This is a genomic window from Actinomyces radicidentis, assembly GCF_001553565.1.
GTDB lineage: Bacteria > Actinomycetota > Actinomycetes > Actinomycetales > Actinomycetaceae > Actinomyces > Actinomyces radicidentis.
In genome coordinates, this window is record NZ_CP014228.1 from 676,364 (window position 1) to 697,070 (window position 20,707).

Consider the following 20,707-nt stretch of genomic DNA (forward strand, 5'->3'; position numbering starts at 1 on the left):
GCGGTGCGTCGGGCGCCTGCGCCGCGGGGCCCGCCGGCCGTGGTTCGGATCACGGCGCGGCGGGCCCCGCGGCGGGTGGGGTCACTCGGTGACGGAGGAGGCGCTCAGGGAGAGCAGCTCGAGGGCACCGGTCGTCGAGGTCGCGGACCCGGAGGTGTAGGCGCTCAGCCCGATCGAGCCGGTCGTCTGGAGGCCCTCGGTGGAGTCCGTCGCGGTGAGGGTCCAGGCCTCAGGCTCGGTGTCACCGGTCCAGACCTTGGCCTGGAGGGTGGTCGTCGAGGTGCCGACGGTCTGGAAACGGACGTTGATGGGCGTGCCGGGGGTCCAGGTGCCCTCCACGCGGGCTGAGGCGAGCCGGGTCTCCTGGCCGCCGGAGACCGCCATGAGCGAGGCCGTCAGCACGCCGTTGGCCTCCGTGCGGACCTTGACCGTGTAGGAACCGGCAGAGGTCTGGCGGCCGACGACGGAGGTGTAGACGCCACCGCCGGTCGGGGCCTCGGTCAGCGTGTAGGAGGCGAGGGTCTCGGCGGAGTCGGAGCTGACGTCCTTGAGGGAGGCCGTCGAGGTCCAGCCGGGGCGGTCGAGGCGGATGACGCCCTTGCCGCCGCTGGCGGAGAACTGGGAGCGCGGGGCGGCGGTCCAGGAGCCGCCACGGTCGGCGTCGCCCCAGCCCGCGGACGTGTCGTGGGCGAAGCTCGCCTTGGCCAGGACGCCGTCGGCGACGGCCGGGTCGGCGACGACGACGGTCTGCGTCGTCTGGGCGGTGGTGCCCTTGTCGTCGGTGACGGTGAGGGTCACCGTATAGGTGCCGGCCTCCTTGTAGGTGTGCGTGAGGGAGCTGCCCTCACCAGCGGTGGTGCCGTCGCCGAAGTCCCAGGAGTAGGAGGCGATGGAGCCGTCGGGGTCGGAGGACTCCTTGGCGTCGAGGGCGACGTCGAGGTCCTTCGGCTGCGCGGAGAAGGCCGCGGTCGGCGCCTGGTTCTCGGCGACCGGCTCGCTGGTGGTGACCTCCTGGGTGACCTGGGAGCTCAGGCCCTGGTCGTCGGTGACGGTGAGGGTCACCGTGTAGGTGCCGGCCTGGGCGTAGGTGTGCGTGGCCTTCTGACCCTCACTGGTGGTGCCGTCGCCGAAGTCCCAGGAGTAGGAGGCGATGGAGCCGTCGGGGTCGACGGACTGCGAGGCGTCGACGTCGGCGGTGAGGCCGCTGACCGCGCTGGTGAAGGCGGCCTCGGGGGCGACGTTGGCGGCGACGGGGGCCGTGACGGTGACCTGTGAGGTGGTACGGGTCGTCGTGCCCTTGTCGTCCGTGACGGTGAGGGCGACCGTGTAGGTGCCGGCCTCGGCGTAGGTGTGCGAGGCGGCCTTGCCCTCGCCGGTGCTGCCGTCGCCGAAGTCCCAGGCGTAGGAGGCGATCGAGCCGTCCGCGTCGGCGGACTCGGAGGCGTCGACGTCGGCGGTGAGATCGGCGGTCGAGGCGCTGAAGGAGGCCGTCGGGGCCTGGTTGGTGCTGAGGCCGTAGTGGTCGGAGACCTGCTGGTCGGTGAGCTGGGTCGGGTAGACGGTGACGCCGTCGACGGAGCCCTCGAGGGAGCGGTCGTAGACGGAGCCCGGCCACCCGGAGGTGGTGCCCACGCCGAGGGTCCAGTAGCCGTTGAAGGACTGGGCGGAGGTGACGCGGGAGTCTGAGGCGACCTTCTTGCCGTCGACGTAGAGGGCGGTGCCGGCCTTGCCGAGGGTCGCGGTGACGAGGTGCCACTGCCCGTCGTTGTAACCGGTGCCGGACTGGAGCGCCTTGACCGAGCCGGGGTAGACGCCGAAGCGGACGCGGCCGGCGGAGTCCATGTAGAGGAGGCGGTCGAGGGAGGTGCCGTTCTTGTAGCCGACGATCGGGCCGCCCCAGGATGAGTCGGTCTTGATCCAGGTCTCGACCGTGAAGGTCTGGATGTCGCCGTCGGAGGCGGCGGCGGCCGCGGTGGCGCTGCTCTGGCCGTTGAGGCCGACGGCGGAGGAGCCGGCGCGCGCGCCGGACCGGCCCAGGGAGACGCCGGAGGCGGTGGTCATGTCGTCGCCGCCGATGAGGTCCTTGAGGGTGGAGCCGCTGGTCTCGTCGAAGGTCCACAGGTGCGTGGCGCCGAGCTCGACGGAGCGGGTGTCGTAGGGGCTGAGGGTGGAGCCGGCGCCGACCTCGACGGTGGTCGTGGCGTCGACGGAGTTGCCCTCTGCGTCGGTGACGACGAGGTGGTAGGTGTGGGTGCCCTCGGAGACGCCCTTGTCGGTGAGGCTCTGGGCCTGGAGGTCCCAGTGCCGCGAGGAGATGGTGCGCTCGTCGACGGGGGCCGTCTGGTCGTCGCGGTAGAGCTTGTAGGTGAGGGAGGTGTCGTCGCGGTCCCAGGTCGGCTGGTAGCTGATGCTGACGAGGCCGTTGACGTAGGAGCTCGCGGTGAGCTTGAGGTCGTCCCCCGTGCCCTCGGGGGCCTCGGAGGTCGTGGCGGTGCGCTTGGCGTAGCGGACGAGGCCCTGCTGGGTGGTGCCGTCGGCGGCGGTGAACTCGCCGGCCATGAGGAGGTAGTCGTCGGTGCCGGTGACGTTGTAGGCGGCCTGGTTCATGCCGGTGAAGGTGCCGGCGGTGAGGTCGGGGTACCAGTCGAGGAGCTCGGGGCTCTTGTAGCCGGACCAGTCCTTGTAGCCGTTGGTGCCGGTGCTGGAGATGGTGACGTCGGGGCTGTTGGTGAAGGCGAGCCCGCGGTAGTACTTGGTCAGCGTGGTGCCGGAGTCGGTCTTCCAGGTGTAGTCGGGGAAGCCGCCGATGGTCTGGCAGGAGTGGGCGTGGTTGGCGACGTAGACCTGGTCGCCGTCGGGGTAGATGCCGTAGGAGTCGCCGTGGCAGGGCTCGACCCAGGTGAGGTTGCCGTTCCAGTCGGACTTGAAGGTGCCCTCGAGGTTGGCCCGGCTGACGGACTGGGAGTAGGCGGCTCCGTAGAAGCCGGAGTCGTCGACCTCGAGGTCGAGGATGGCGCCGTAGTTGCCGGCGACGCGGATGGTCGAGTTGACGGGGGTGGAGAGCATGGCGCCGGTGGAGGCGTCGAGCATGGCCAGGCCGTAGCCGGGGTTGGAGGAGCCGTTGAGGGTCTGGAAGGAGCCGCCGACGACGACCTTCGAGCCGTCCGGGGAGACCTTGAGGGCGTAGACCTGCGAGTTGGTGCCGGTCGCGGAGGCCTTCCAGTCCAGGAGGGTGCCCTTGTCCGCGGAGACGGCGGCGAGCTCGGTGCGGGCGACGCCGTTGACGGTCTTGAAGGCGCCGCCGGCGTAGACGGTGTTCCCGTGCACGTCGATGGCGTTGATGGTCGTGGAGAAGATCGGCTTGAAGGAGCTGATGAGCTGGCCGTGGCCCTTGGTGAGGTCGAAGGCGGCGAGGCGGCCGTGCCACTCGCCGTTGACCTTGTCGAAGGAGCCGGCCACGTAGAGGGTCTTGCCGTCGTCGGAGACGGCGAGGCTGCGCCCGGTGTTGTTCAGCACCGGGGCGAAGTCCTCGATGAGCTCACCGGTGTGGAGGTTGTAGGCGAGGAGGTTCGTCCGGGGCGTCTCGTTGACGCCGGGCTTCGCGCCCGCCGGGCGCGCCGAGGTGAACTGCCCGGTCACGTAGACGACGTCGCCGACGACGACCTGGTCCCACACGACCCCGTTGACCTGCACGGTCGGCAGGGGCTTCGCGCTGTACTCCGTCTGGAGGCGCCCGGAGGCGTCGTCGACCTGGGCGGCGGAGGCCGCCACGGGGGCGAAGAGGGATGCGGCCACGACGGGCACGGTGGCCAGGACGACCAGGCCGCGACGGCCGGTGCGAGAGAGCTTCACGGGTCCTCCGAGTAAGGAGTAGTGGGGGGAACGAGGCGGCGGCAGGGACGCGTCGACCAGGGATTGACGGGACCGAGTATCCGGCGCGCGTGCGAGCCACTAGGTAACGGCTGGGCAACGATGCCCTGCTTGCGACGTCCCTGCGGCCGGTGTGGGACGCACGTAACAGCATGGGTTACGAACGCGTCACCGTTGTCACGGTGCGGTCACGGGCGAGGGTGAGGCGCCGGCCCGAGGGGTTCACCCCCAGGGGGCGTCGGGCGATCCACCGAGTCACCCGGGTGACGGCCCGCGCCCCGTCAGGGGACGGCTCCGTGTGGCTCCGAGTCGGGGAGCGCGCGGCGGGGCGGGCTCGTGCCCGTCCCGCCCGCGTGCGGAGCCCTCCTGCGTCAGTCCGCGGTGGTGGCCGTGAGCCCGTCGAGGCGCATGACCCCGGTCGTCGAGGCGGCACCGGCGGAGAGGTACTCGGTGACACCGACGGCGCCCGCGACCTGCAGACCCTCCGTCGAGTCCGTCGCGGTGAGCATCGCGACGTCGGGGGCCGTGTCGCCCAGCAACACCGAGGCGGCGAGGTTCGTCGTCCCCGTGCCGTCAGCGGTCACGGAGACGTGGATCGGCTCGCCAGCGGTCCAGCCCTTAACGCTCGTGGAGCCGAGGCTCGTCTCCGTCGCGCCGACCTTGCGCACGAGGCTCACAAGGAGGGTCGCCGAGGAGGTGGCGCGCACCTTGACGCCGTCGGAGCCCGCCGCAGTCTGGCGCGCGTTGACGGTCGTGTAGGCGCCACCGCCCGTGAGGGTCTCGGTGTAGGTGTAGTCGGCGTCGACCGTCGTGGAGGTGGAGGAGACCCCGGCGAGCGAGGCCGAGGAGGTCGAGCCGGCCTTGTCCATGGCGATGACGCCCGCGCCGTCGGCCACGGAGAAGCGGGAGGCCGGCGAGACGGTCCAGGCGCCGCCGATCTCGGCGTCGCCCCAGCCCGCCGTCGCGGTCCGCTCAAAGGAGTCGGTCGCGAGCGGCGGGGCGGTGACGACGACGTCGGACGTCGTCGTGCTCGTCGCGCCGAGGGCGTCGGTGACCGTGAGGGTCACCGTGTAGGTGCCCGGCGTCGCGTAGGCGTGCTCGGCGGTCTCCCCCGTCCCGGTGGTCCCGTCGCCGAAGTCCCAGGCGTAGGAGGCGATCGTGCCGTCGCCGTGCGCGGTGGAGGCCGAGGCGTCCAGCGTCGCGTCGAGGTAGTGCTCGGAGGCCGTGAAGGAGGCCGACGGGGGCTCGTCGAGGCCGAGGTCGTGGTGGCGGGCGACGGCGTCGGCGTCGAGCTGGGTCGGGTAGACGGCGGTCTCGTCGACGTCCGCGTTGAGGACGGTGGCGCCGCTGGGGGCTCCGGGCCAGCCGAGGCTGCCGACGCCGAGGGTCCAGTAGCCGGCCATGGCCTGGGCGCTCGTCGTGGTGGTGTCGGCCGCGACCTGCTCGCCGTCGACGTAGAGGATCTCGCCGGCGGCGCCGAGGGTGGCGACGACGTGGTGCTACTGGCCGTCGTTGTAGGAGCCCGCGGTGGTGAGGATCCGGTAGGCGCCGGGGTAGAGGCCGAGGAGGAGGTGCCCGTCGCCGTCCATGCAGAGGAGCCGGTCGTAGTTGCCGATGTTGTTCGAGTACCCGATGATCGCGCCGGCCGCGGTGGACCTCGTGCGGACCCAGGTCTCGAGGCTGAAGGTCTGGAGGTCGCCGTCGGACTCGACGGACTGCGCGGTGGCCTTGGCGGTGCCGTCGAGGCTGACGGCGTCGGGGCTCGTCGTCGGGGCTGTTGGTGAAGGCGAGGCCGCGGTGGCTGATGAGCTGGCTGGTGCCCGAGGAGGTGGTCTGGACGCGGTCACCGAAGCCGCCGATGGTCTCGCAGGAGTGGGCGTGGCTGACGGTGTACACCTCGTCGCCGACGCGGGCGATGGAGTAGGTGTCGCCGTGGCAGGGCTCGACCCAGATGAGGTTGCCGTCCCAGTCGGCGTGGAAGGAGCCCTCGAGGTTCGCCTCGGTGAAGCTCATGGAGTAGCCGGTGCCGTAGAAGCCGGTGTCGTCGACCTCGATGTCGCGGATGCCCGCGACGCGCCCGCCGTTGCACACGGCGGAGTTGACCGGGGTCACGAGGAGCGAGCCGGTGGAGGCGTCGAGGAGCGCGAGTCCGTAGCCGGGGTTGGAGGAGCCGTTGGGCGTCTGGGAGGAGCCGCCCACGACGACCTTCGAGCCGTCCGGGGAGGCCTTGAGGCCGTAGACCTGGGAGTTCGGGCCGACGGCGTTCGCGGTCCAGTCCAGGAGGGTGCCGGTGGAGGCGTCGACGGTGGCGAGCTCCGCACGCGCGGTGCCGTTGACCGTGGAGAAGGAGCCGCCGACGTAGAGCGTCGCGCCGTCGTCGCTCAGCGCGAGAGTGCGGCCGGCGTTGTTGAGGACGGGGGCGAAGTCCTCGATGAGCTCACCAGTGCTCAGGTCGTAGGCCAGGATGTTCGAGCGCGGGGTCTCGTCGGTGCCGGCCTGGGCTCCGGCGGGACGGGCGGAGGTGAACTGGCCGACGACGTAGACGACGTCGCCGACGACGAGCTGGTTCCAGACGACGCCGTTCACCTGAACGGTCGGCGGGGCCTCGGCGGTGTACCCGGTCTGCTGACGACCCGTGCCGTCGACGACGTCGCCCGCCGAGGCCGAGGCCGGAGCGGCCACCACCAACGACGAGGCGATGAGCGGCGCGGCGGCCAGGGCGGCCAGGCCGCGACGGCCGGTGCGAGTGAGCTTCATGGGGTCCTCCAGACGGGGGAATTCGGTGGTCGGAGTCCGGGTGAGACACCCTGGCGTCCCACGGGGTGAGGGACGCGGATTCGAGCTGGAGGAAGTGTGGGGCGCCAGCGCAGCGCCGAGGAGTGAGAACCCAGCACGATGCACTCACTGCGGTTGCGCGGAGACGCAGGTCACCGCAATCGTCACACCCGGATCTCATCGGTCTCGGTGACGTCACGACGAGGGTGAGCACCGCCCCACTCACTCTCACCTACGGTGGGTGAACGCCCGTGCCACCGCTTCACCCCGGCAGGCACCACGGGGGACCAAGGACCCGGCGGACGGGTGATCCGGTCGGGCCGTACCCCTCCCTCGCCCGGCCGGAGCCCGTCCGAGATCCCGACCGGATACCCTGGCCCGAGCACTCGCCGCTCCCTGTCGACCCCGAAAGGCACGTGGATGACCTCCCCCGACCCGAACCGCCTGCGCATCGCCATGATCGGGACGCGCGGCGTGCCCGCCCGCTACGGCGGCTTCGAGACCGCGATCGAGGAGGTCGGCAAGCGCCTGGCCGCCAAGGGGCACCAGGTCCTCGTCTACTCCCGCAACCCCGCTCCCGAGGAGGGGCCGCTCCCCCGCGTCCACGAGGGCATGCGGGTCGTCGAGCTACCGGCCGTCAAGAAGCGGAGCCTGGAGACGCTCTCCCACACGGCGGCCTCGGTCGCCCACCTCCTCCCGCGCGTCCACCCGGACTGCGCCATCGTCTTCAACGCGGCGAACTCCCCCTTCCTGCCCGCCATCCGGGCCGCCCGCATCCCCGTGGCCACTCACGTCGACGGCCTCGAGTGGCGGCGCGGCAAGTGGGGTCCGACGGGCCAGCGCTACTACCGCACGGCCGAGGCCGTCGCGGTGCGCTACTCCGACGCGCTCATCGCCGACGCCCGGGGCATCTCCGACTACTACACCGACGAGTTCAACGCCCCGACCGACCTCATCGCCTACGGCGCCCCGCGCATCCACGCGGCCGCCGACCGCCTCGAGGAGCTCGACCTGGCGGCCGGGCAGTTCCACCTCGTCGTGGCCCGCTTCGAGATCGAGAACCACGTCGACGTCGTCGTCGACGGCTACGTGCGCTCCAGCGCCCGGCTGCCGCTCGTCGTCGTCGGCTCCGCCCCCTACGCCAACGAGTACACCGAGCGGATCAACGCCCTCGCGGACGACCGCGTCCGTCTCGTGGGGGGCCTGTGGGACCAGGAGCTCCTCGACCAGCTCTACGGCAACGCGCTCGTCTACTACCACGGGCACTCCGTGGGCGGGACGAACCCCTCGCTCCTGCGCGCGATCGGCGCCGGCGCGGCGGTCGACGCCTTCGACGTCTCCTTCAACCGCGAGGTGCTCGGCGACGCCGGCCGCTACTGGACGAGTGCCGAGGACGTGCGCGCCCTCGTCGAGTCCGCCGAGGCGGACCCGGTCGCGCAGGTCGACCGCGGACGCCTCTCCCGCGAGCGCGCCGCCCTCTACGACTGGGACGAGGTCGCCGACCTCTACGAGGAGCTGTGCCACCGCCTCGCCGTCGAGGGCCCGGTCCGCCACCGCCCCTCGGGCCGCCGCACGGGGGCCTTCCCCGCATGAGCACCGCCTCCAGCTCCCCCCTCGTCCTCGTCGCGCATCCCTCGCCGGACCTCTACGGCTCCGACTGGCAGCTCGTCGAGACCGTCACCGGCCTCATCGAGTCCGGCTACCGCGTCAACGTCGCGCTCCCCCTGGACGGACCGCTCGTCCCCGTCCTCGAGGGCGTCGGCGCGAAGGTCGCCGTCATGGACTTCACGGTCCTGCGCAAGGCGCTCCTCACCCCCAAGGGGCTGGCGGGTCTCGCCGCGAGCACGCCCGGCGAGGTCGCGCGCCTGCGCTCGGTCATCCGGGCCTGCGGGGCGGACCTGCTCCTGTCGAACACGGTGACGATCCCGTGGTGGCCCGTCGCAGGACGCCTCGCGGGCGTCCCGGTCCTCTCCCACGTGCACGAGGCGGAGGACACCCAGCGGCTCGTCATCCGCGCCGGGCTCAATGCCCCGCTCCTCGCGGCGAACCGGATCGTGTCGAACTCCGGCGCAGCCCGCGACGCGCTCCTCGCCGCGCAGCCGCTCCTCGCCTCCCGCACGCAGGTCGTCCACAACGGCGTCGCGGCGCCGGAGTCCCCGCTCGCCCCGCTCCGCGAGCGCACCGCCGGGGACCCTTTCCGCGTCGCCATGGTCGGGCGCCTGTCGCCCCGCAAGGGCGTCGACGTCCTCCTCGAGGCGATCGCCCTCCTGCGTGAGCGGGGAGTGGACGCCTCCCTGCAGGTCGCGGGCTCGATCTTCCCGGGGTACGAGTGGTACGAGGAGCAGCTCCGCGAGCGCGCCGCCCAGCCGGACCTCGCCGGGCACGTCGAGCTCCTCGGCTACGTCCACCCCACCTGGCGGGTCCTCGAGGCCGCCGACGCCGTCGTCGTCCCCTCGCGGGCCGAGCCCTTCGGCAACACGGCGGTCGAGGCGATGCACGCGGCCCGTCCGCTCGTCGCCTCCCGCGTCCAGGGCCTCGCCGAGGTCGTCACCGACGAGGCGACCGGCCTCCTGGTGCCCTCGGAGGACCCCGACGCCCTGGCGACGGCGCTGGGGCGCATCGCGGCCGACCCGGCCCTGGCCGCCCGCCTCGCCGCGGACGGCCGGCGCGAGGCCGCCGAGCGCTTCACCACCGCCGTCTACCGCGAGGCCATGTCCGGCATCGTCCAGGAGATGGTCGGTCGCTGAGCCGGTTCTCACCGAGCACGATGGAGGGGCGCACGAACCAGTGGTTCGTGCGCCCCTCCCCCGCGTCGCGTCGTCGCGCCCCACAGCATCGGGGCGCGACGGCTCGGAGTCAGCCCTCGCGCCGCAGCTCCACGTACCACTTGGGCAGAGCGAGGACGACGTAGGCGGCGTATCCCACGAGCATGAGGCCGTAGACCCACAGGAAGACCACGGGGACGAAGCGGAGCATGAGGACGAAGCACATGAGGCCGTAGTCCGTCGGCGCGGAGAGGACGGACTTGAGGAAGCCGGGCTTTCCCTCGTTCTTGGCCAGCGGGGTTCCGCCGTTGTAGCGGAGCTGGTAGGTGAGGATGTAGCTGAAGAAGTGGATGTTCTGCACGGCCCCGAAGGCGAGCGGGATGAGCAGCAGCGAGGCGCTGCGGATGTCCGTGCCGAGGGCGAAGCGGTAGAGGCTGATGGCGATGGCGCCGTGGATGGTCGAGAGCTTGATGGCGTCCGCGACGTGGTCGAGCCACTCGCCGGCGCGCGAGCCGCCGTGGCGGAGGCGGGCGAGCTGCCCGTCGGCCGAGTCGAGGGCGTAGCCGAGCATGAGGAGGAGCGAGGTCACCACCGTGGCGAGCACGCTGGGGCGCCAGACGGCGATGAGGATGACGCCGAGGTAGGTGCAGACCGCGGAGATCGCGGTGACCTGGTCGGGGGTGAGGCCGATGCGGTGGGCGACGGCGGCGAGCACCCGCCCGGCGGGGCGGTTGATGACGCGGGAGTAGAGCGGGGCGCCGGCGTTCGACTTCTGAGCCGACGCGAGTGCCTGGATGTTCTCGGAGACGGTCGGACGGCGTCCGGCGTCCGATGAGTCGTGGTGCGTGCGGGTGGGGGCGGCGGTCATGGCTGCTTCCGGTCGGGGGTGAGCACGAGCGGTGGGCTCGGCGGGGTGCGTCGCGAGCGGGACGTGCAGGGGGCTCGGCAGGGACCGAGCCGGGGTCGGGCGCTCGCGCGGATGCACCGACCCTCGTCCGCCCCGATGGTAGCCACGAGGTGAACGGCCCATCCAGGACGGACCTCCCAGCCGCGACGACCGCGCGGAGCCCCTGGCGGCCCGGGCGCGTGACACGCCCGACGCGCCACCGGATTCTTCGCGACGAGCATCACAGAATGGCAGGAGAAAACAATTCGGATTTGACCACCGCGGTGACCCGGAAGACACCCGGAACACGATTTCGCAACCTACTCGTAATTCTCCGAAGATCACGGTCCGAGCGCCAGAAAACGGCGAGATCACGCCAAGATCACGGCAGCGTGCCGCGCGTCACCGTCACCTTTCCGCACGCACCGCATGGTTACCGCAACACGACCGGACGCGTGAGTCACGCCATTTCTCACCCACCCGCGCACGGGCAGACTGATCGTCGCGCGGAGACGAGCGGGACAGGCATTTCTCCCCCCAGGTACTCCCGCCGTACGCGCGCGACGTCCTCGCATCCCCGCCCGGACGACACAGCCCTCAAGAACGACCGTTAGGTGGCCATGTCCCTCCTTCAGACCTCGCACCAGGCGCCCTCAGGCGCGCAGCGCACCGCACGCCGTGCGAGCGCCGCCGCGATGGAGGACCCCGCGCTGCTGCGCCGCTCGTGGCGCAGCTACCGCCGCCGTCTGCGGGCGTGGCTCGTCGTGCAGGACCTCGTCCTGGCGATGGTCCCCGCGGCCGCCATCGCCCTCGCCGTCGCCGGCACCCCCTCCGACGCCCAGTGGGTGCTCGGCACCAACGCGCTCCTCGTGGTCATGACCTGGGCCTGCGGCACCATGAGCGAGGACGTCCTCGGCGAGGCCACCACCGGCTGGCGCCGGACCCTCTCCGCGCTGCCCGTCACCGTCATGGGCGCGCTCCTCGTCGCCCAGGTCCTCGGCACCCTTGTCCCGTGGTACGCGACCCTCGTCGTCGCACCGCTCGGCGCACTCGCGATCATCGTCGGCCGCATCGCCGAGCAGTCCTTCCTCCGCCGCGCCCGTATGGACGGACACGGCCTGCGCCGCGCGCTCGTCGTCGTCGGCGACGGCGGCGAGGGGATGATCCACCAGATGCGCCTGCACCCGGGCGACGGCTACCTCGTCGTCGGCGCGGTGTGCGGTTCCACGCGTCCCGCCGCGGACGTCGCCCTCCCCCGGATCCTCGGCAAGCCCAGTCAGCTCCACGACCTCATCATCGGTCACGACATCGACGTCGTCCTCGCCGTCGGCGCGGTCCACCCCTCGGACCAGACCGCCGCGCTGCGCGGCGTCGAGGGCACGGACGCCCGCTTCATCGTCATGCCGGGCCTGTCCCACGTGGCCCCCGAGCGCATGCACGCCCTGCCCTCGGCCGCCGCCTGGACCGGCGCCGTCGAGGTCACCCCCCGCCAGGCCCTGGGCATGGGCAAGCGCGTCGTCGACCTCGTCGTCGGCGGCATCCTCACCCTCATCGCCCTCCTCATCATCGTCCCCGCGGGCATCGCGGTGAAGATGACCGACGGCGGCCCCGCCTTCTACACGCAGAAGCGCATCGGCAAGGACGGCATCCCCTTCACCATGTTCAAGCTCCGCTCCATGTACGTCGACGCCGACGCCCGCCGCGCCGCCGTCCTCGCGGAGATGCAGGACAAGGGCGAGGGCAACGAGGTCCTCTTCAAGTCCGCCGACGACCCGCGCATCACGCCCGTCGGCAAGTTCATCCGTCGCTTCTCGATCGATGAGCTCCCCCAGATCTTCAACGTCATGCTCGGTGACATGTCGCTCATCGGTCCGCGCCCCGCGCTGGCCGAGGAGGTCGCCAAGTACGACGCGGAGGCGCGCCGTCGCCTCCTGGTGCGCCCCGGTATGACCGGCCTCTGGCAGGTCTCGGGCCGCTCCGACCTGTCCTGGGAGAGGACGGTCGAGCTCGACGGGCACTACGTCGACAACGCCTCCCCCGCACTCGATCTCCACATCGCCTCCGCGACCGCCAAGGCCGTGCTGGGCGGAAAGGGCGCCTACTGATGATCACCGGTTACGTTCCCGGCGGCTTCGACATGCTCCACATCGGCCACCTCAACATCCTGCGGGAGGCCGCGAAGCGCTGCGACCGCCTCATCGCCGGTGTCGCGACGGACGAGTCGCTGTACGCCCAGAAGAACCGGTACCCGGTCATCAGCTTCGACGAGCGCATCCAGATCGTCGGCGCGCTGCGCATGGTCGACCTCGCCGTCCCGGACACGTCCCAGGACAAGCGCCTCGCCTGGCAGGCCAACCACTTCGACGTCATCTTCAAGGGCTCGGACTGGCAGGGCACCGCCAAGGGCGAGCGCCTCGAGGCCGAGATGGCCGAGGTCGGCGCCGAGGTCGTCTACATGCCCTACACGCTCTCGACCTCCTCGACGATGCTTCGCGAGGCGATCACGGCGGGCCTCACCGCCTGAGCCGCCGGCTCCGCCACCTGGGCAGTCGCCTCGGAACGGACCCCGCACCCCACGGTGCGGGGCCCGTTCCGCGTCCGCCCTCGAGCGGCGCCCGGCTGAGCGGTCGAGGATCCAGTGGGAACCCCGAGCCGAGCACGAGAGCGCCCGCAGGACCGTGTCCTGCGGGCGCTGCGCGCGTGCCCGGCTGTGGCCGGGGCGCCGGTCAGTCCTCCATGAGATGGGCGTCGGCGAGAGCCTGGGCGAGGTCCTTGCGGCTCGAGATGCCCAGCGCCCGGTACACGCCCGTGAGGCGCAGCTCGACGGTGCGCACGGCCATGTAGAGCTCGCCGGCGATCTCCTTGTTGCGCCAGCCCTGCGCCGCGAGGCGGGCGACCTGGAGCTCGGTGTCGGTGAGGTTCGGCGAGGACGGCGCGCTCGCCACGGGGCGGTCGGCTCGGGCTCGGGCTCCGGCTCGAGGCGCCGGGCGGCGGCGACCCAGAACTCCATCCCGTGGGAGGCGGCGAGCTCGCGGGCCCGCTCCAGGAGGACCGAGGCCGAGGAGACGGCGTCGGAGCTGATGCCGAGCGTGGCGACGTCGAGCTCCGGGGAGCGACGCAGACGGGCGGCGCAGGCCATGTTGGCGCGCACCTGCCAGATGATGGAGCCGGCGACGACGGCGTCGAGGACGAGGCGCGAGATGACGGCGACGGCCTCGTCGTCGTCGACGAGGAGCACCTCGATGACGCGGTCGTCGAGGCTGCCACCGCGGGGCTCGGGGGCTCCTTGACGGAGCCAGGCCGCCAGTCCCGGGACCCGGTCAGTGAGGCTCGGCTCGAGGACCACCATGTCGACCACCGAGGACCACACGGCCATGAGGTAGGCGTGCGGGACCGGGGCGGAGACCGCGGGCCCGAGGACGAGCGAGGCGAGCGAGACGTCGCCGTCGACGAGGCGCGAGACGGCCTCGAGGACGCTCGCCCACAGCTGGCGGGGTGAGGACCAGCCGCCTGAGCCGGAGGCGGTCATGGCCTCGCGCCAGGCCCGGAAGGTGAGGTCGTCGCCGAAGAGCATGGCGGCCTGGGCGGCGAGGGCCACGCCGACGCCGTTGAGGCCCACGCGCATGGGGACGCGGGCGCGGTCCGCCTCGAGCTGCTCGCGGGCGGCGCCGGTCCAGCCGCGGCGCTCGGCGAGGAGCGCGTGGAGGGCGGAGACGTGCGCCTCGATGAGGGGGCTGACGCCGGACAGGCGGCCCAGCATGGCCTCGATGGCGACCGTGTTGCGCTGCCCGGCCTCGCCGGTGATGGCGAGGTAGGCGCGGATGATGAGCTCCGCCCAGACCCCGATGTCGGAACGAGGGGTCGCCTCGGGGACCTTCATGAGGGTGTCGGTGAGGCTCCACGGCTCGCGACGTACGAGCTCGTCGACGAGGGAGGCGCAGCCGGCGAGGCTCTCGCAGCCGGCGGCCTCGATGATCTCGGAGGCGCGCCCGAGGTGGGAGGCCGGGCCGACCTCGTCGCCGACGAGCATCTCCTGCGCCGCCATCATGATGAGGCAGCGGGCGACGGGGGCAGGGTGGCCGGGGGCGAGGGCGACGAGGCGCTCGACCATCCGACGGTCCTCCTGGGCGCTCATCTCCTCACCGCCTCGGGCGCAGACGTAGCCGGTGATGGCCTCGATCTCGTGCTCGGGGATGAGCTCGTCCAACTCCGTGACCTCGAGGTAGGTGGTGGAGGCGGTGAGCCCGGCACCGAGGTGGAGGGCGAGGGACGCCTCGAGGAGACGGGCGCGGCTGCGCTGGGCCGTCGTGCCGCTGGGCACGTCGCGGAACACCTCGGTGAGGCGGCGCGCGAGGAGGAGGCTGCCGTGGTCGAGCTCCGCCGCGGTCGCGTCGAGAAGGGTGTCGGCGTCCTCGGTGCGGCCCCGCCCCGCGCCGATGAGGTGCCAGGCGTGCTCCCGGGTGCCCTCGGGGTAGGCCTGCGCGAGGCGGAGGTGGAGGTCGGCGCGCGCGGCCTCGTCGACGGAGTCGATGACGGCGCGGGAGGTGACCGAGCGCGGCGGCGGGTTGAAGGCGGCGTCGGGCGCCGGGACGAGGCCCTCGACGACGCGGACGGGGCGGGCACCCGTGACGCGCTCCACGACGTCGTCGTCCTGGACGAGCTGGAGCTGGGAGGCGACGAGGGCCTCGAGCTCGTCGGGGGCGAGTAGTCCGACCTCCTCGGCGACCATGGCGCGGGTGGAGGCGGAGACGACGGGCTCGTAGGGCAGGAGCTCACGGCCGCCGAGGGCCGCGGCGGACAGGGCGGCGCCGTTCTCCCGGACGTCCTCGATGCGGCCGCCGCAGCTCTCGGCGATAACGGCGGCGGTCATGGGGTCGACGTGGGCGGCGGTGACGGCGCTGAGGAGGTTGTGGGCGTCGTCGGGGTCGAGCTGGGGGATGGAGGCGGTGAAGAGCGGCGGGACGGAGTTGCCGACCTGGGTGCCCGCGGGGAGCAGGACGATGGCGGCGCAGGGGACGCCGGCGAGGTAGGAGGCGGCGCGGCGCAGCTGGGCGACGGTCGGCTCGGAGGTGTCGCCGAGGTTTGACAGGACGACGACGAGGGGGCGGACACGGGCGAGGACCGAAGCGAAGCGCGAGGTGAGGACGATCTGCGACTCGGCCTGGGCGGCGTTGCGGACGCCCTGGCGGAGGCGGTCGAGCTCGTCGCGCACGCCGTCGAGCTCGGCGTCGAAGCGGAGGCGCTCGAAGACCTGGGTCACGCAGGTCTCGAGGATGCTGGGCCGACCGCTGGGGTCGGGGCCGGCGAGGACGACGGAGTCGGTGGTGCTGGCGTCGATCTGGACGACGCGGGGCATGAGGACGTGGTCCGAGCACTCGGCGGCGAGGAGGGGGCCGAGGGACCAGACGCCCGGGGCGGAGGGCGCGGCGACGAGGGAGAGGGAGCCGAGGCCGCGTCGGAGCCGGTCCGCGATCTCCCGTGTGAACTGCCGGCGCTGGCTGGTGGCGTACAGCATCCTGTTCCCCTCGGAGTCCCTCGTTGAGTGCGCATCGCGCGCACGATGGATTCCAATGCTTATGAATCGAAGGTCATTACGACAGCGGTACTCATTCATCAGGCGCATGTCACGCTACCAGCGCCCCCATTGCGGATCCGCGGGCATCCGCACCATGTGACCCACGTCACTCCACCCGGGGGTCTGCGAGGGGGTCAGCCCACCCTTTCGGGTGAAGGAGTACCCCCGCCGCGGGTGAAGGAAAGGGCGGGAGAGGGTGCCCTCTCCCGCCCCTCCGTCTCACCCGCTCGCGCGCGGACGGCTCCGCCCGGCTCAGACGCCGGCCGACTCGAAGAGCCTCGTCACCGAGCCCTCGTCGAAGACGGCCTTGACGGCCTCGGCCAGAAGCGGCGCGATCGGGAGGATCGTGAGCTGCTCGAAGCGCTTCTGCTCGGGGATCGGCAGGGTGTCGGTGACGACGACCTCGCGGGCGCCGCAGGTTGACAGGCGCTCGACGGCGGGACCGGAGAGCACGCCGTGCGTGGCCGCCACGATGACGTCCTTGGCGCCCGAGTCGAGGAGGACCTTGACGGCCTTGGCGATGGTGCCGCCGGTGTCGATCATGTCGTCGACGAGGACGCAGGAGCGGCCTGCGACGTCGCCGACGACGCGGTTGGCGACGGACTCGTTCGGGCGGGTGACGTCGCGGGTCTTGTGGACGAAGGCGAGAGGGGTGTCGCCCAGGGAGTGCGCCCAGCGCTCGGCGACGCGGATACGGCCGGCGTCCGGGGAGACCACCGTCGTGTTGGCGGGGTCGACGCGGCCGCGGATGTACTCAACGAGGACGGGCTGGGCCCACAGGTGGTCCCAGGGACCGTCGAAGAAGCCCTGCTCCTGGGCCGTGTGGAGGTCCACGCTCATGATGCGGTCCGCGCCGGCCGTCTTGTAGAGGTCCGCGACGAGGCGGGCGCTGATGGGCTCACGGCCGAGGTGCTTCTTGTCCTGGCGGGCGTAGGGGAAGAAGGGAGCGACGACCGTGATGCGCTTGGCCGAGGCGCGCTTGAGGGCGTCGACCATGATGAGCTGCTCCATGAGCCAGTCGTTGACGCGGTCCCCGTGGGACTGCATGACGAAGGCGTCGCAGCCGCGCACCGACTCGTTGAAGCGGACGTAGGTCTCACCGTTCGCGAAGTCGTAGGCCGTCGAGGACAGGACCTCCGTGCCCAGCTCACCGGCCACCTGCTGCGCGAGCCCCGGGTGGGCCCGTCCGGAGACGATGACCAGCCGCTTCTCGCCGTTGGTGATGATGCCCGTCATGTGGTGGTTCCCCTCTCGGAGCCGGTGCGGCCCTCGTTGGTGATCTCCGCGTGCGCTCGCACGCTCAGCGCTCCCCCGCGGTGGACGCGGGAGCGTCTCCGTCGAGCTGGGCGAAGGGCGCGACGACGGCGCCCGCCGGGATCTCGACGTCGGTCAGGACGGCGTAGGCGCCCACGCGGGTGCCCTCGCCGATCCGGGTGGTTCCGCGGACCAGGACACCCGGCTCGAGCTGGACGTCGCGCGCCAGCTCGGCGGTCACGTCCACCCAGGTGGACTGCGGTGCGGTGACGCCGACGCCCTGCTCCATCCAGCGGGCGAGGACGCGGCGGTTGAGCTCGGCGCCGAGCTCGGCGAGCTGGGCGCGGTCGTTGCAGCCCTCGACGAGCCAGTGGTCGGTGGCGACGAGGGCGCTCGTGGACAGGCCCGCGTCGTGGGCGCGGGCGACGACGTCGGTGAGGTAGACCTCGCCCTGGTCGTTGTCGGTGCCGAGGGAGGCGAGGGCTTCGCGCAGGTGGGCGGCGTCGAAGACGTAGACGCCGGCGTTGATCTCGCGGACGGCGCGCTGCGCCTCGGTGGCGTCGCGGTGCTCGACGATCGCCGTGACGGTGCCGTCCTCGCCGCGGATGACGCGACCGTAGCCGGTGGGGTCCTCGAGCTCGGTGGTGAGCAGGGTGACGGCGTCGCCGCGCTCCTCGTGCTGGGCGACGAGCGCCTCGAGGGTGGTGGTGTCGAGGAGGGGGACGTCCCCGGAAGTGACGACGACGGCGCCGTCGAGGTCCTCCGGCAGGGCGGCGAGCCCGCAGGCGACGGCCCGGCCGGTGCCCGGGACCTCGTCCTGGTCCGCGGGGACGGCGTCGGGGGCGACGTCGGCGAGGTGGGCGACGACGGCGTCGCGCTCGTGGCGGACGACGACGACGAGGTGCTCGGGGCGCAGGCCGCGGGCCGCCGTGACGGCGTGGTCCAGGAGACTCCGCCCCCCGATGCGGTGGAGGACCTTCGGGGTGGCGGAGCGCATGCGGGTGCCCTTGCCGGCGGCCATGACGATGACGGCGGCGGGGGTGGTGGAAGCCACGGGTCCTCTTCTCGCTTCGCCCCGGTCGTGCTCGTCGCACCGGGGTCCGTGCAGGGAGCAGCGCCATCCTACGACGCGTCGCTCGCGCGTTCCGCCCCCAGGGATCGAACCCGGGCCTCAAGGCTCCAAAGGCCTGCGTGCTGCCGCTACACCAGGGCGGAGTGCCGGGCCCTGCGGAGCCCGGCGCCGCGCCAGTCTCTCACGGCGGCGGCCCGGGCCGAGCCCGGTCCCCGACCGCGGGCCACCCGGGCGTGTGGAACGGAGCACGGCGGCGTCGCAGGGCTGGGGCCGGGGCGGGGCCTCGGGACAGGATGGCGTCACGCCCCCTCCTCCCCCACCTCGAGCGGACGCGCTCGTCCCCGGAGCCAGCGCCTCGTCGAGCTCGACGGCGTGAGAGGCCTCGCGGCGATGATCGTGCTCATCCACCACAGCCTGCTCACGGTCCCCGTCCTGGGGGAGGTCGGCGCGCGCCCGGGCGTCATCCCGACGTCGACCGCCGCGCACTGACCGGGCGGGCGCTCTCCGGGCCGCCGACGGCTCCCGGTCGTCGCCGTGACGCGCCCGGGCCCCGGGGCCGGGGCATGATGGCCCCATGACGGCCAAGGCGAGCAAGCGGACGAGGATGAGCGCCGGCGAGCGGCGCGAGCAGCTCATCGCGGTGGCGCGGGGCCTCTTCGCCGAGAAGGGCTTCGACGCGACGAGCATCGAGGAGATCGCCTCGCGGGCGAAGGTCTCCAAGCCGGTCGTCTACGAGCACTTCGGGGGCAAGGAGGGCCTGTACGCGGTCATCGTCGACCGCGAGCTCATGACCATCTCGACGACGATCACGGCGTCGCTGCGCTCCTCGACCTCGGCCTCGGCCTCGATCATCGTGGAGCGGGCGGCCCTGGCGCTGCTCACCTACATCGAGGACTCCCCGGACGGCTTCCGGATCCTCTCGTCGGGCTCGGACCGCTCGGCGGGCACGTACTCGACGCTGCTCGCCGACGTCGCCATCCAGGTCTCGGGGCTGCTGGCGTCGCAGTTCTCCGCGCACGGGCTCGACCCGCGCACGGCGCCCCTCTACGCGCAGATGCTCGTCGGGATCGTCGCCATGCCCTCCCAGTGGTGGCTGGAGAACCGGACGATGACGAAGGAGGAGGTCGCCGCGCACATGGTGAACCTCGCCTGGAACGGGCTGCGCGCCATGGAGCCGGCCCCGGTCCTGCGCGACGGCGGCGCCGACGGGGACTGACCGGGGTCGGGACCGGGCTCCTCAGTCGCGGCCGCGGAGCCACGGCGGCTCGACGCCGAACTTGCGGCGGAGCCGGGACATGGAGCCGCGGTACTGCTGCCACAGGCCCTTGGGGTCCTTGACGGCCATGCGGCTCAGGCCGAAGCCGCGGACCCTGGGCGGGGTGACGCCCATGGTGCGGGAGGCGGCCAGGCGTGCGGGCAGGTACTGGCGGCGGGAGACCTGGTAGGGCTGGACCTCGGCGAGGGCGTCGGGCTCGAGGGGCTCGACGGCGATGACGCCGGCCGCGACGGCCTCCTGGACGATCTCGTAGCCGCGGCGGGTGCGGGCGATGAGGGCGCTCACGCCGTCCTTCTCGGCGAAGTCCGGGTAGCCCTCGGGAGTGGACTCCCAGTAGTCGGCGGCCGTGACGTCGGAGTACTCGCCGACGCCGTCGGCGCACAGGCGGCAGCGCCACTGAACGGTCGGGCCGAGGGCGGCGCCCCACGAGTCGGAGTAGGACACGGAGACGGACCCGCCGTCCTGGCCGTTGGCGGTGAAGGAGCCCGGCCAGCCGTGGCCGCGGTACCACATGGACTCCAGCGGTCGGTGGGCGCCGAGCTCGTCGAGGAGCTCGTCCGTGGCGTCCTGACGCGGGGTTCCGGCGCAGAAGAAGGACAGGATGACGGGCGCCTCCCCGCCGTTCGCGCTCGACATGCGGCGCACCGCCTGCGCCTCGCAGGGCTTGCCGATGAAGACGGTCGAGGAGCGCAGGGCGTCGGGGGCGGAGGCGTTGGACACCGGGGCGTAGCGGGAGCCGGCGAGGCTGGTGACCTCGGAGGCGTCGCTCGTCTGGACGGTGCGGGTGCGTGAGGGGTCGGACTCGTCGGCGCGGGCGCCGACGACGGTGCTCTGGCGACCCGTGTCGACGAGGAAGCGCGCGATCGTCGTGAGGACGCCGCCGGAGGAGCCGTTGAAGCGGGCCTCCGGGTCGGTCGAGTGCGCGGCCCAGATCCCCTGGTAGGGGCCGATGACCGGGTGCCGCTGGGCGTCCTCCGGGCGCTGGGCCTCGACGGTCACGCCGGGGCAGGAGCCGTCGAAGAGGGCGAGCTCGCGCGGGGCCGTCATGGTGCGCGTCCGGGAGTCCGTGGCGATGACGGGCCGCATGTAGCCGCCGTCGTCGAGGGCCATGGTGACGCCCTCGTACTGGGCGCACAGGCCGCAGCCCGAGCAGCGCATGGTCCGGACGACGTCCTCGATGCGGGACGCGACGGTGGTCTGGGAGGCGTTCGGCATGACTCGATCCTATGCGGAG

At 72.5% G+C, this 20,707-nt stretch carries 16 protein-coding genes and 1 tRNA gene; 8 read left to right on the plus strand and 9 right to left on the minus strand.

What is annotated here, in order from left to right:
- Positions 1–81: 81 nt before the first annotated feature.
- The 3 genes from AXF14_RS02930 to AXF14_RS02940 form a co-directional block, all read right to left on the minus strand.
- A complete protein-coding gene (locus AXF14_RS02930) occupies positions 82–3,852 on the minus strand; it encodes a PKD domain-containing protein (RefSeq protein WP_067940720.1) in 3,771 nt (1,256 codons plus the stop codon).
- Between the two features lie 389 nt (positions 3,853–4,241).
- Positions 4,242–5,273, minus strand: coding sequence for a PKD domain-containing protein (locus AXF14_RS02935; RefSeq protein WP_067940721.1), 1,032 nt, complete (start codon positions 5,271–5,273; stop codon positions 4,242–4,244).
- A 96-nt stretch (positions 5,274–5,369) separates the two neighbouring features.
- Complete coding sequence (locus AXF14_RS02940; RefSeq protein WP_067940725.1) at positions 5,370–5,717, minus strand: hypothetical protein; 348 nt, start codon at positions 5,715–5,717, stop codon at positions 5,370–5,372.
- Between the two features lie 31 nt (positions 5,718–5,748).
- Here AXF14_RS02940 and AXF14_RS13520 point away from each other — a divergent pair, with 31 nt between their 5' ends.
- The 3 genes from AXF14_RS13520 to AXF14_RS02950 all read left to right on the plus strand — a co-directional run bounded on the left by AXF14_RS13520 (position 5,749) and on the right by AXF14_RS02950 (position 9,392).
- Positions 5,749–6,696 (plus strand): hypothetical protein, encoded by a 948-nt coding sequence (locus tag AXF14_RS13520; RefSeq protein WP_150118402.1) that lies wholly within the window; start codon positions 5,749–5,751, stop codon positions 6,694–6,696.
- A 369-nt stretch (positions 6,697–7,065) separates the two neighbouring features.
- Positions 7,066–8,238, plus strand: a complete 1,173-nt coding sequence (locus AXF14_RS02945; protein ID WP_067940727.1) for a DUF1972 domain-containing protein — start codon at positions 7,066–7,068, stop codon at positions 8,236–8,238.
- Entirely contained in the window at positions 8,235–9,392 is a 1,158-nt protein-coding gene (locus AXF14_RS02950; protein WP_067940733.1) for a glycosyltransferase family 4 protein, read from the plus strand. The genes AXF14_RS02945 and AXF14_RS02950 overlap by 4 nt, the downstream gene beginning before the upstream one ends.
- Positions 9,393–9,501: 109 nt before the next feature.
- On the opposite strand, the gene AXF14_RS02955 is transcribed toward AXF14_RS02950, so the two are convergent.
- On the minus strand, positions 9,502–10,278 hold the full coding sequence (locus tag AXF14_RS02955; protein ID WP_067940735.1) for a CDP-alcohol phosphatidyltransferase family protein: 777 nt from the start codon (positions 10,276–10,278) through the stop codon (positions 9,502–9,504).
- A 638-nt stretch (positions 10,279–10,916) separates the two neighbouring features.
- Here AXF14_RS02955 and AXF14_RS02960 point away from each other — a divergent pair.
- Together AXF14_RS02960 and AXF14_RS13105 are read left to right on the plus strand one after the other, a co-directional pair.
- Positions 10,917–12,401 carry a sugar transferase gene (locus AXF14_RS02960; RefSeq protein WP_236755891.1) on the plus strand — a complete coding sequence of 495 codons (1,485 nt, stop codon included), beginning with the start codon at positions 10,917–10,919 and terminating at the stop codon, positions 12,399–12,401.
- Positions 12,401–12,820, plus strand: coding sequence for an FAD synthase family protein (locus AXF14_RS13105; protein ID WP_084355308.1), 420 nt, complete (start codon positions 12,401–12,403; stop codon positions 12,818–12,820). The genes AXF14_RS02960 and AXF14_RS13105 overlap by 1 nt, the downstream gene beginning before the upstream one ends.
- Before the next feature lie 202 nt (positions 12,821–13,022).
- Here AXF14_RS13105 and AXF14_RS14840 read toward each other — a convergent pair whose 3' ends face one another.
- Entirely contained in the window at positions 13,023–13,241 is a 219-nt protein-coding gene (locus AXF14_RS14840) for a response regulator transcription factor (RefSeq protein ID WP_211260118.1), read from the minus strand.
- A 68-nt stretch (positions 13,242–13,309) separates the two neighbouring features.
- Between AXF14_RS14840 and AXF14_RS14845 the strand changes: the two genes are divergently transcribed.
- The gene (locus AXF14_RS14845) at positions 13,310–13,795 is read left to right on the plus strand and encodes a hypothetical protein (protein WP_211260119.1); all 486 of its coding nucleotides are present in this window, start codon (positions 13,310–13,312) and stop codon (positions 13,793–13,795) included.
- Between the two features lie 201 nt (positions 13,796–13,996).
- Positions 13,997–15,004: a hypothetical protein gene (locus tag AXF14_RS14850; protein ID WP_084355310.1), complete on the plus strand. Its 1,008-nt coding sequence runs from the start codon at positions 13,997–13,999 to the stop codon at positions 15,002–15,004.
- Positions 15,005–16,123: 1,119 nt separating this feature from the next.
- Here the strand turns inward: AXF14_RS14850 and AXF14_RS02970 are convergent.
- From AXF14_RS02970 to AXF14_RS02980, 3 genes are all read right to left on the minus strand, one after another.
- The gene (locus AXF14_RS02970) at positions 16,124–17,107 is read right to left on the minus strand and encodes a ribose-phosphate diphosphokinase (RefSeq protein WP_067940744.1); all 984 of its coding nucleotides are present in this window, start codon (positions 17,105–17,107) and stop codon (positions 16,124–16,126) included.
- Between the two features lie 64 nt (positions 17,108–17,171).
- Positions 17,172–18,179, minus strand: coding sequence for a bifunctional UDP-N-acetylglucosamine diphosphorylase/glucosamine-1-phosphate N-acetyltransferase GlmU (locus AXF14_RS02975; protein ID WP_067940746.1), 1,008 nt, complete (start codon positions 18,177–18,179; stop codon positions 17,172–17,174).
- 89 nt (positions 18,180–18,268) lie between these two features.
- Positions 18,269–18,340 (minus strand) — tRNA-Gln (locus AXF14_RS02980).
- 431 nt (positions 18,341–18,771) lie between these two features.
- Here AXF14_RS02980 and AXF14_RS02985 point away from each other — a divergent pair.
- Positions 18,772–19,413 (plus strand): TetR/AcrR family transcriptional regulator, encoded by a 642-nt coding sequence (locus AXF14_RS02985; protein WP_067940748.1) that lies wholly within the window; start codon positions 18,772–18,774, stop codon positions 19,411–19,413.
- A gap of 21 nt (positions 19,414–19,434) precedes the next feature.
- On the opposite strand, the gene AXF14_RS02990 is transcribed toward AXF14_RS02985, so the two are convergent.
- Positions 19,435–20,688, minus strand: a complete 1,254-nt coding sequence (locus tag AXF14_RS02990) for a Coenzyme F420 hydrogenase/dehydrogenase, beta subunit C-terminal domain (protein ID WP_067940750.1) — start codon at positions 20,686–20,688, stop codon at positions 19,435–19,437.
- Between the last annotated feature and the right edge of the window lie 19 nt (positions 20,689–20,707).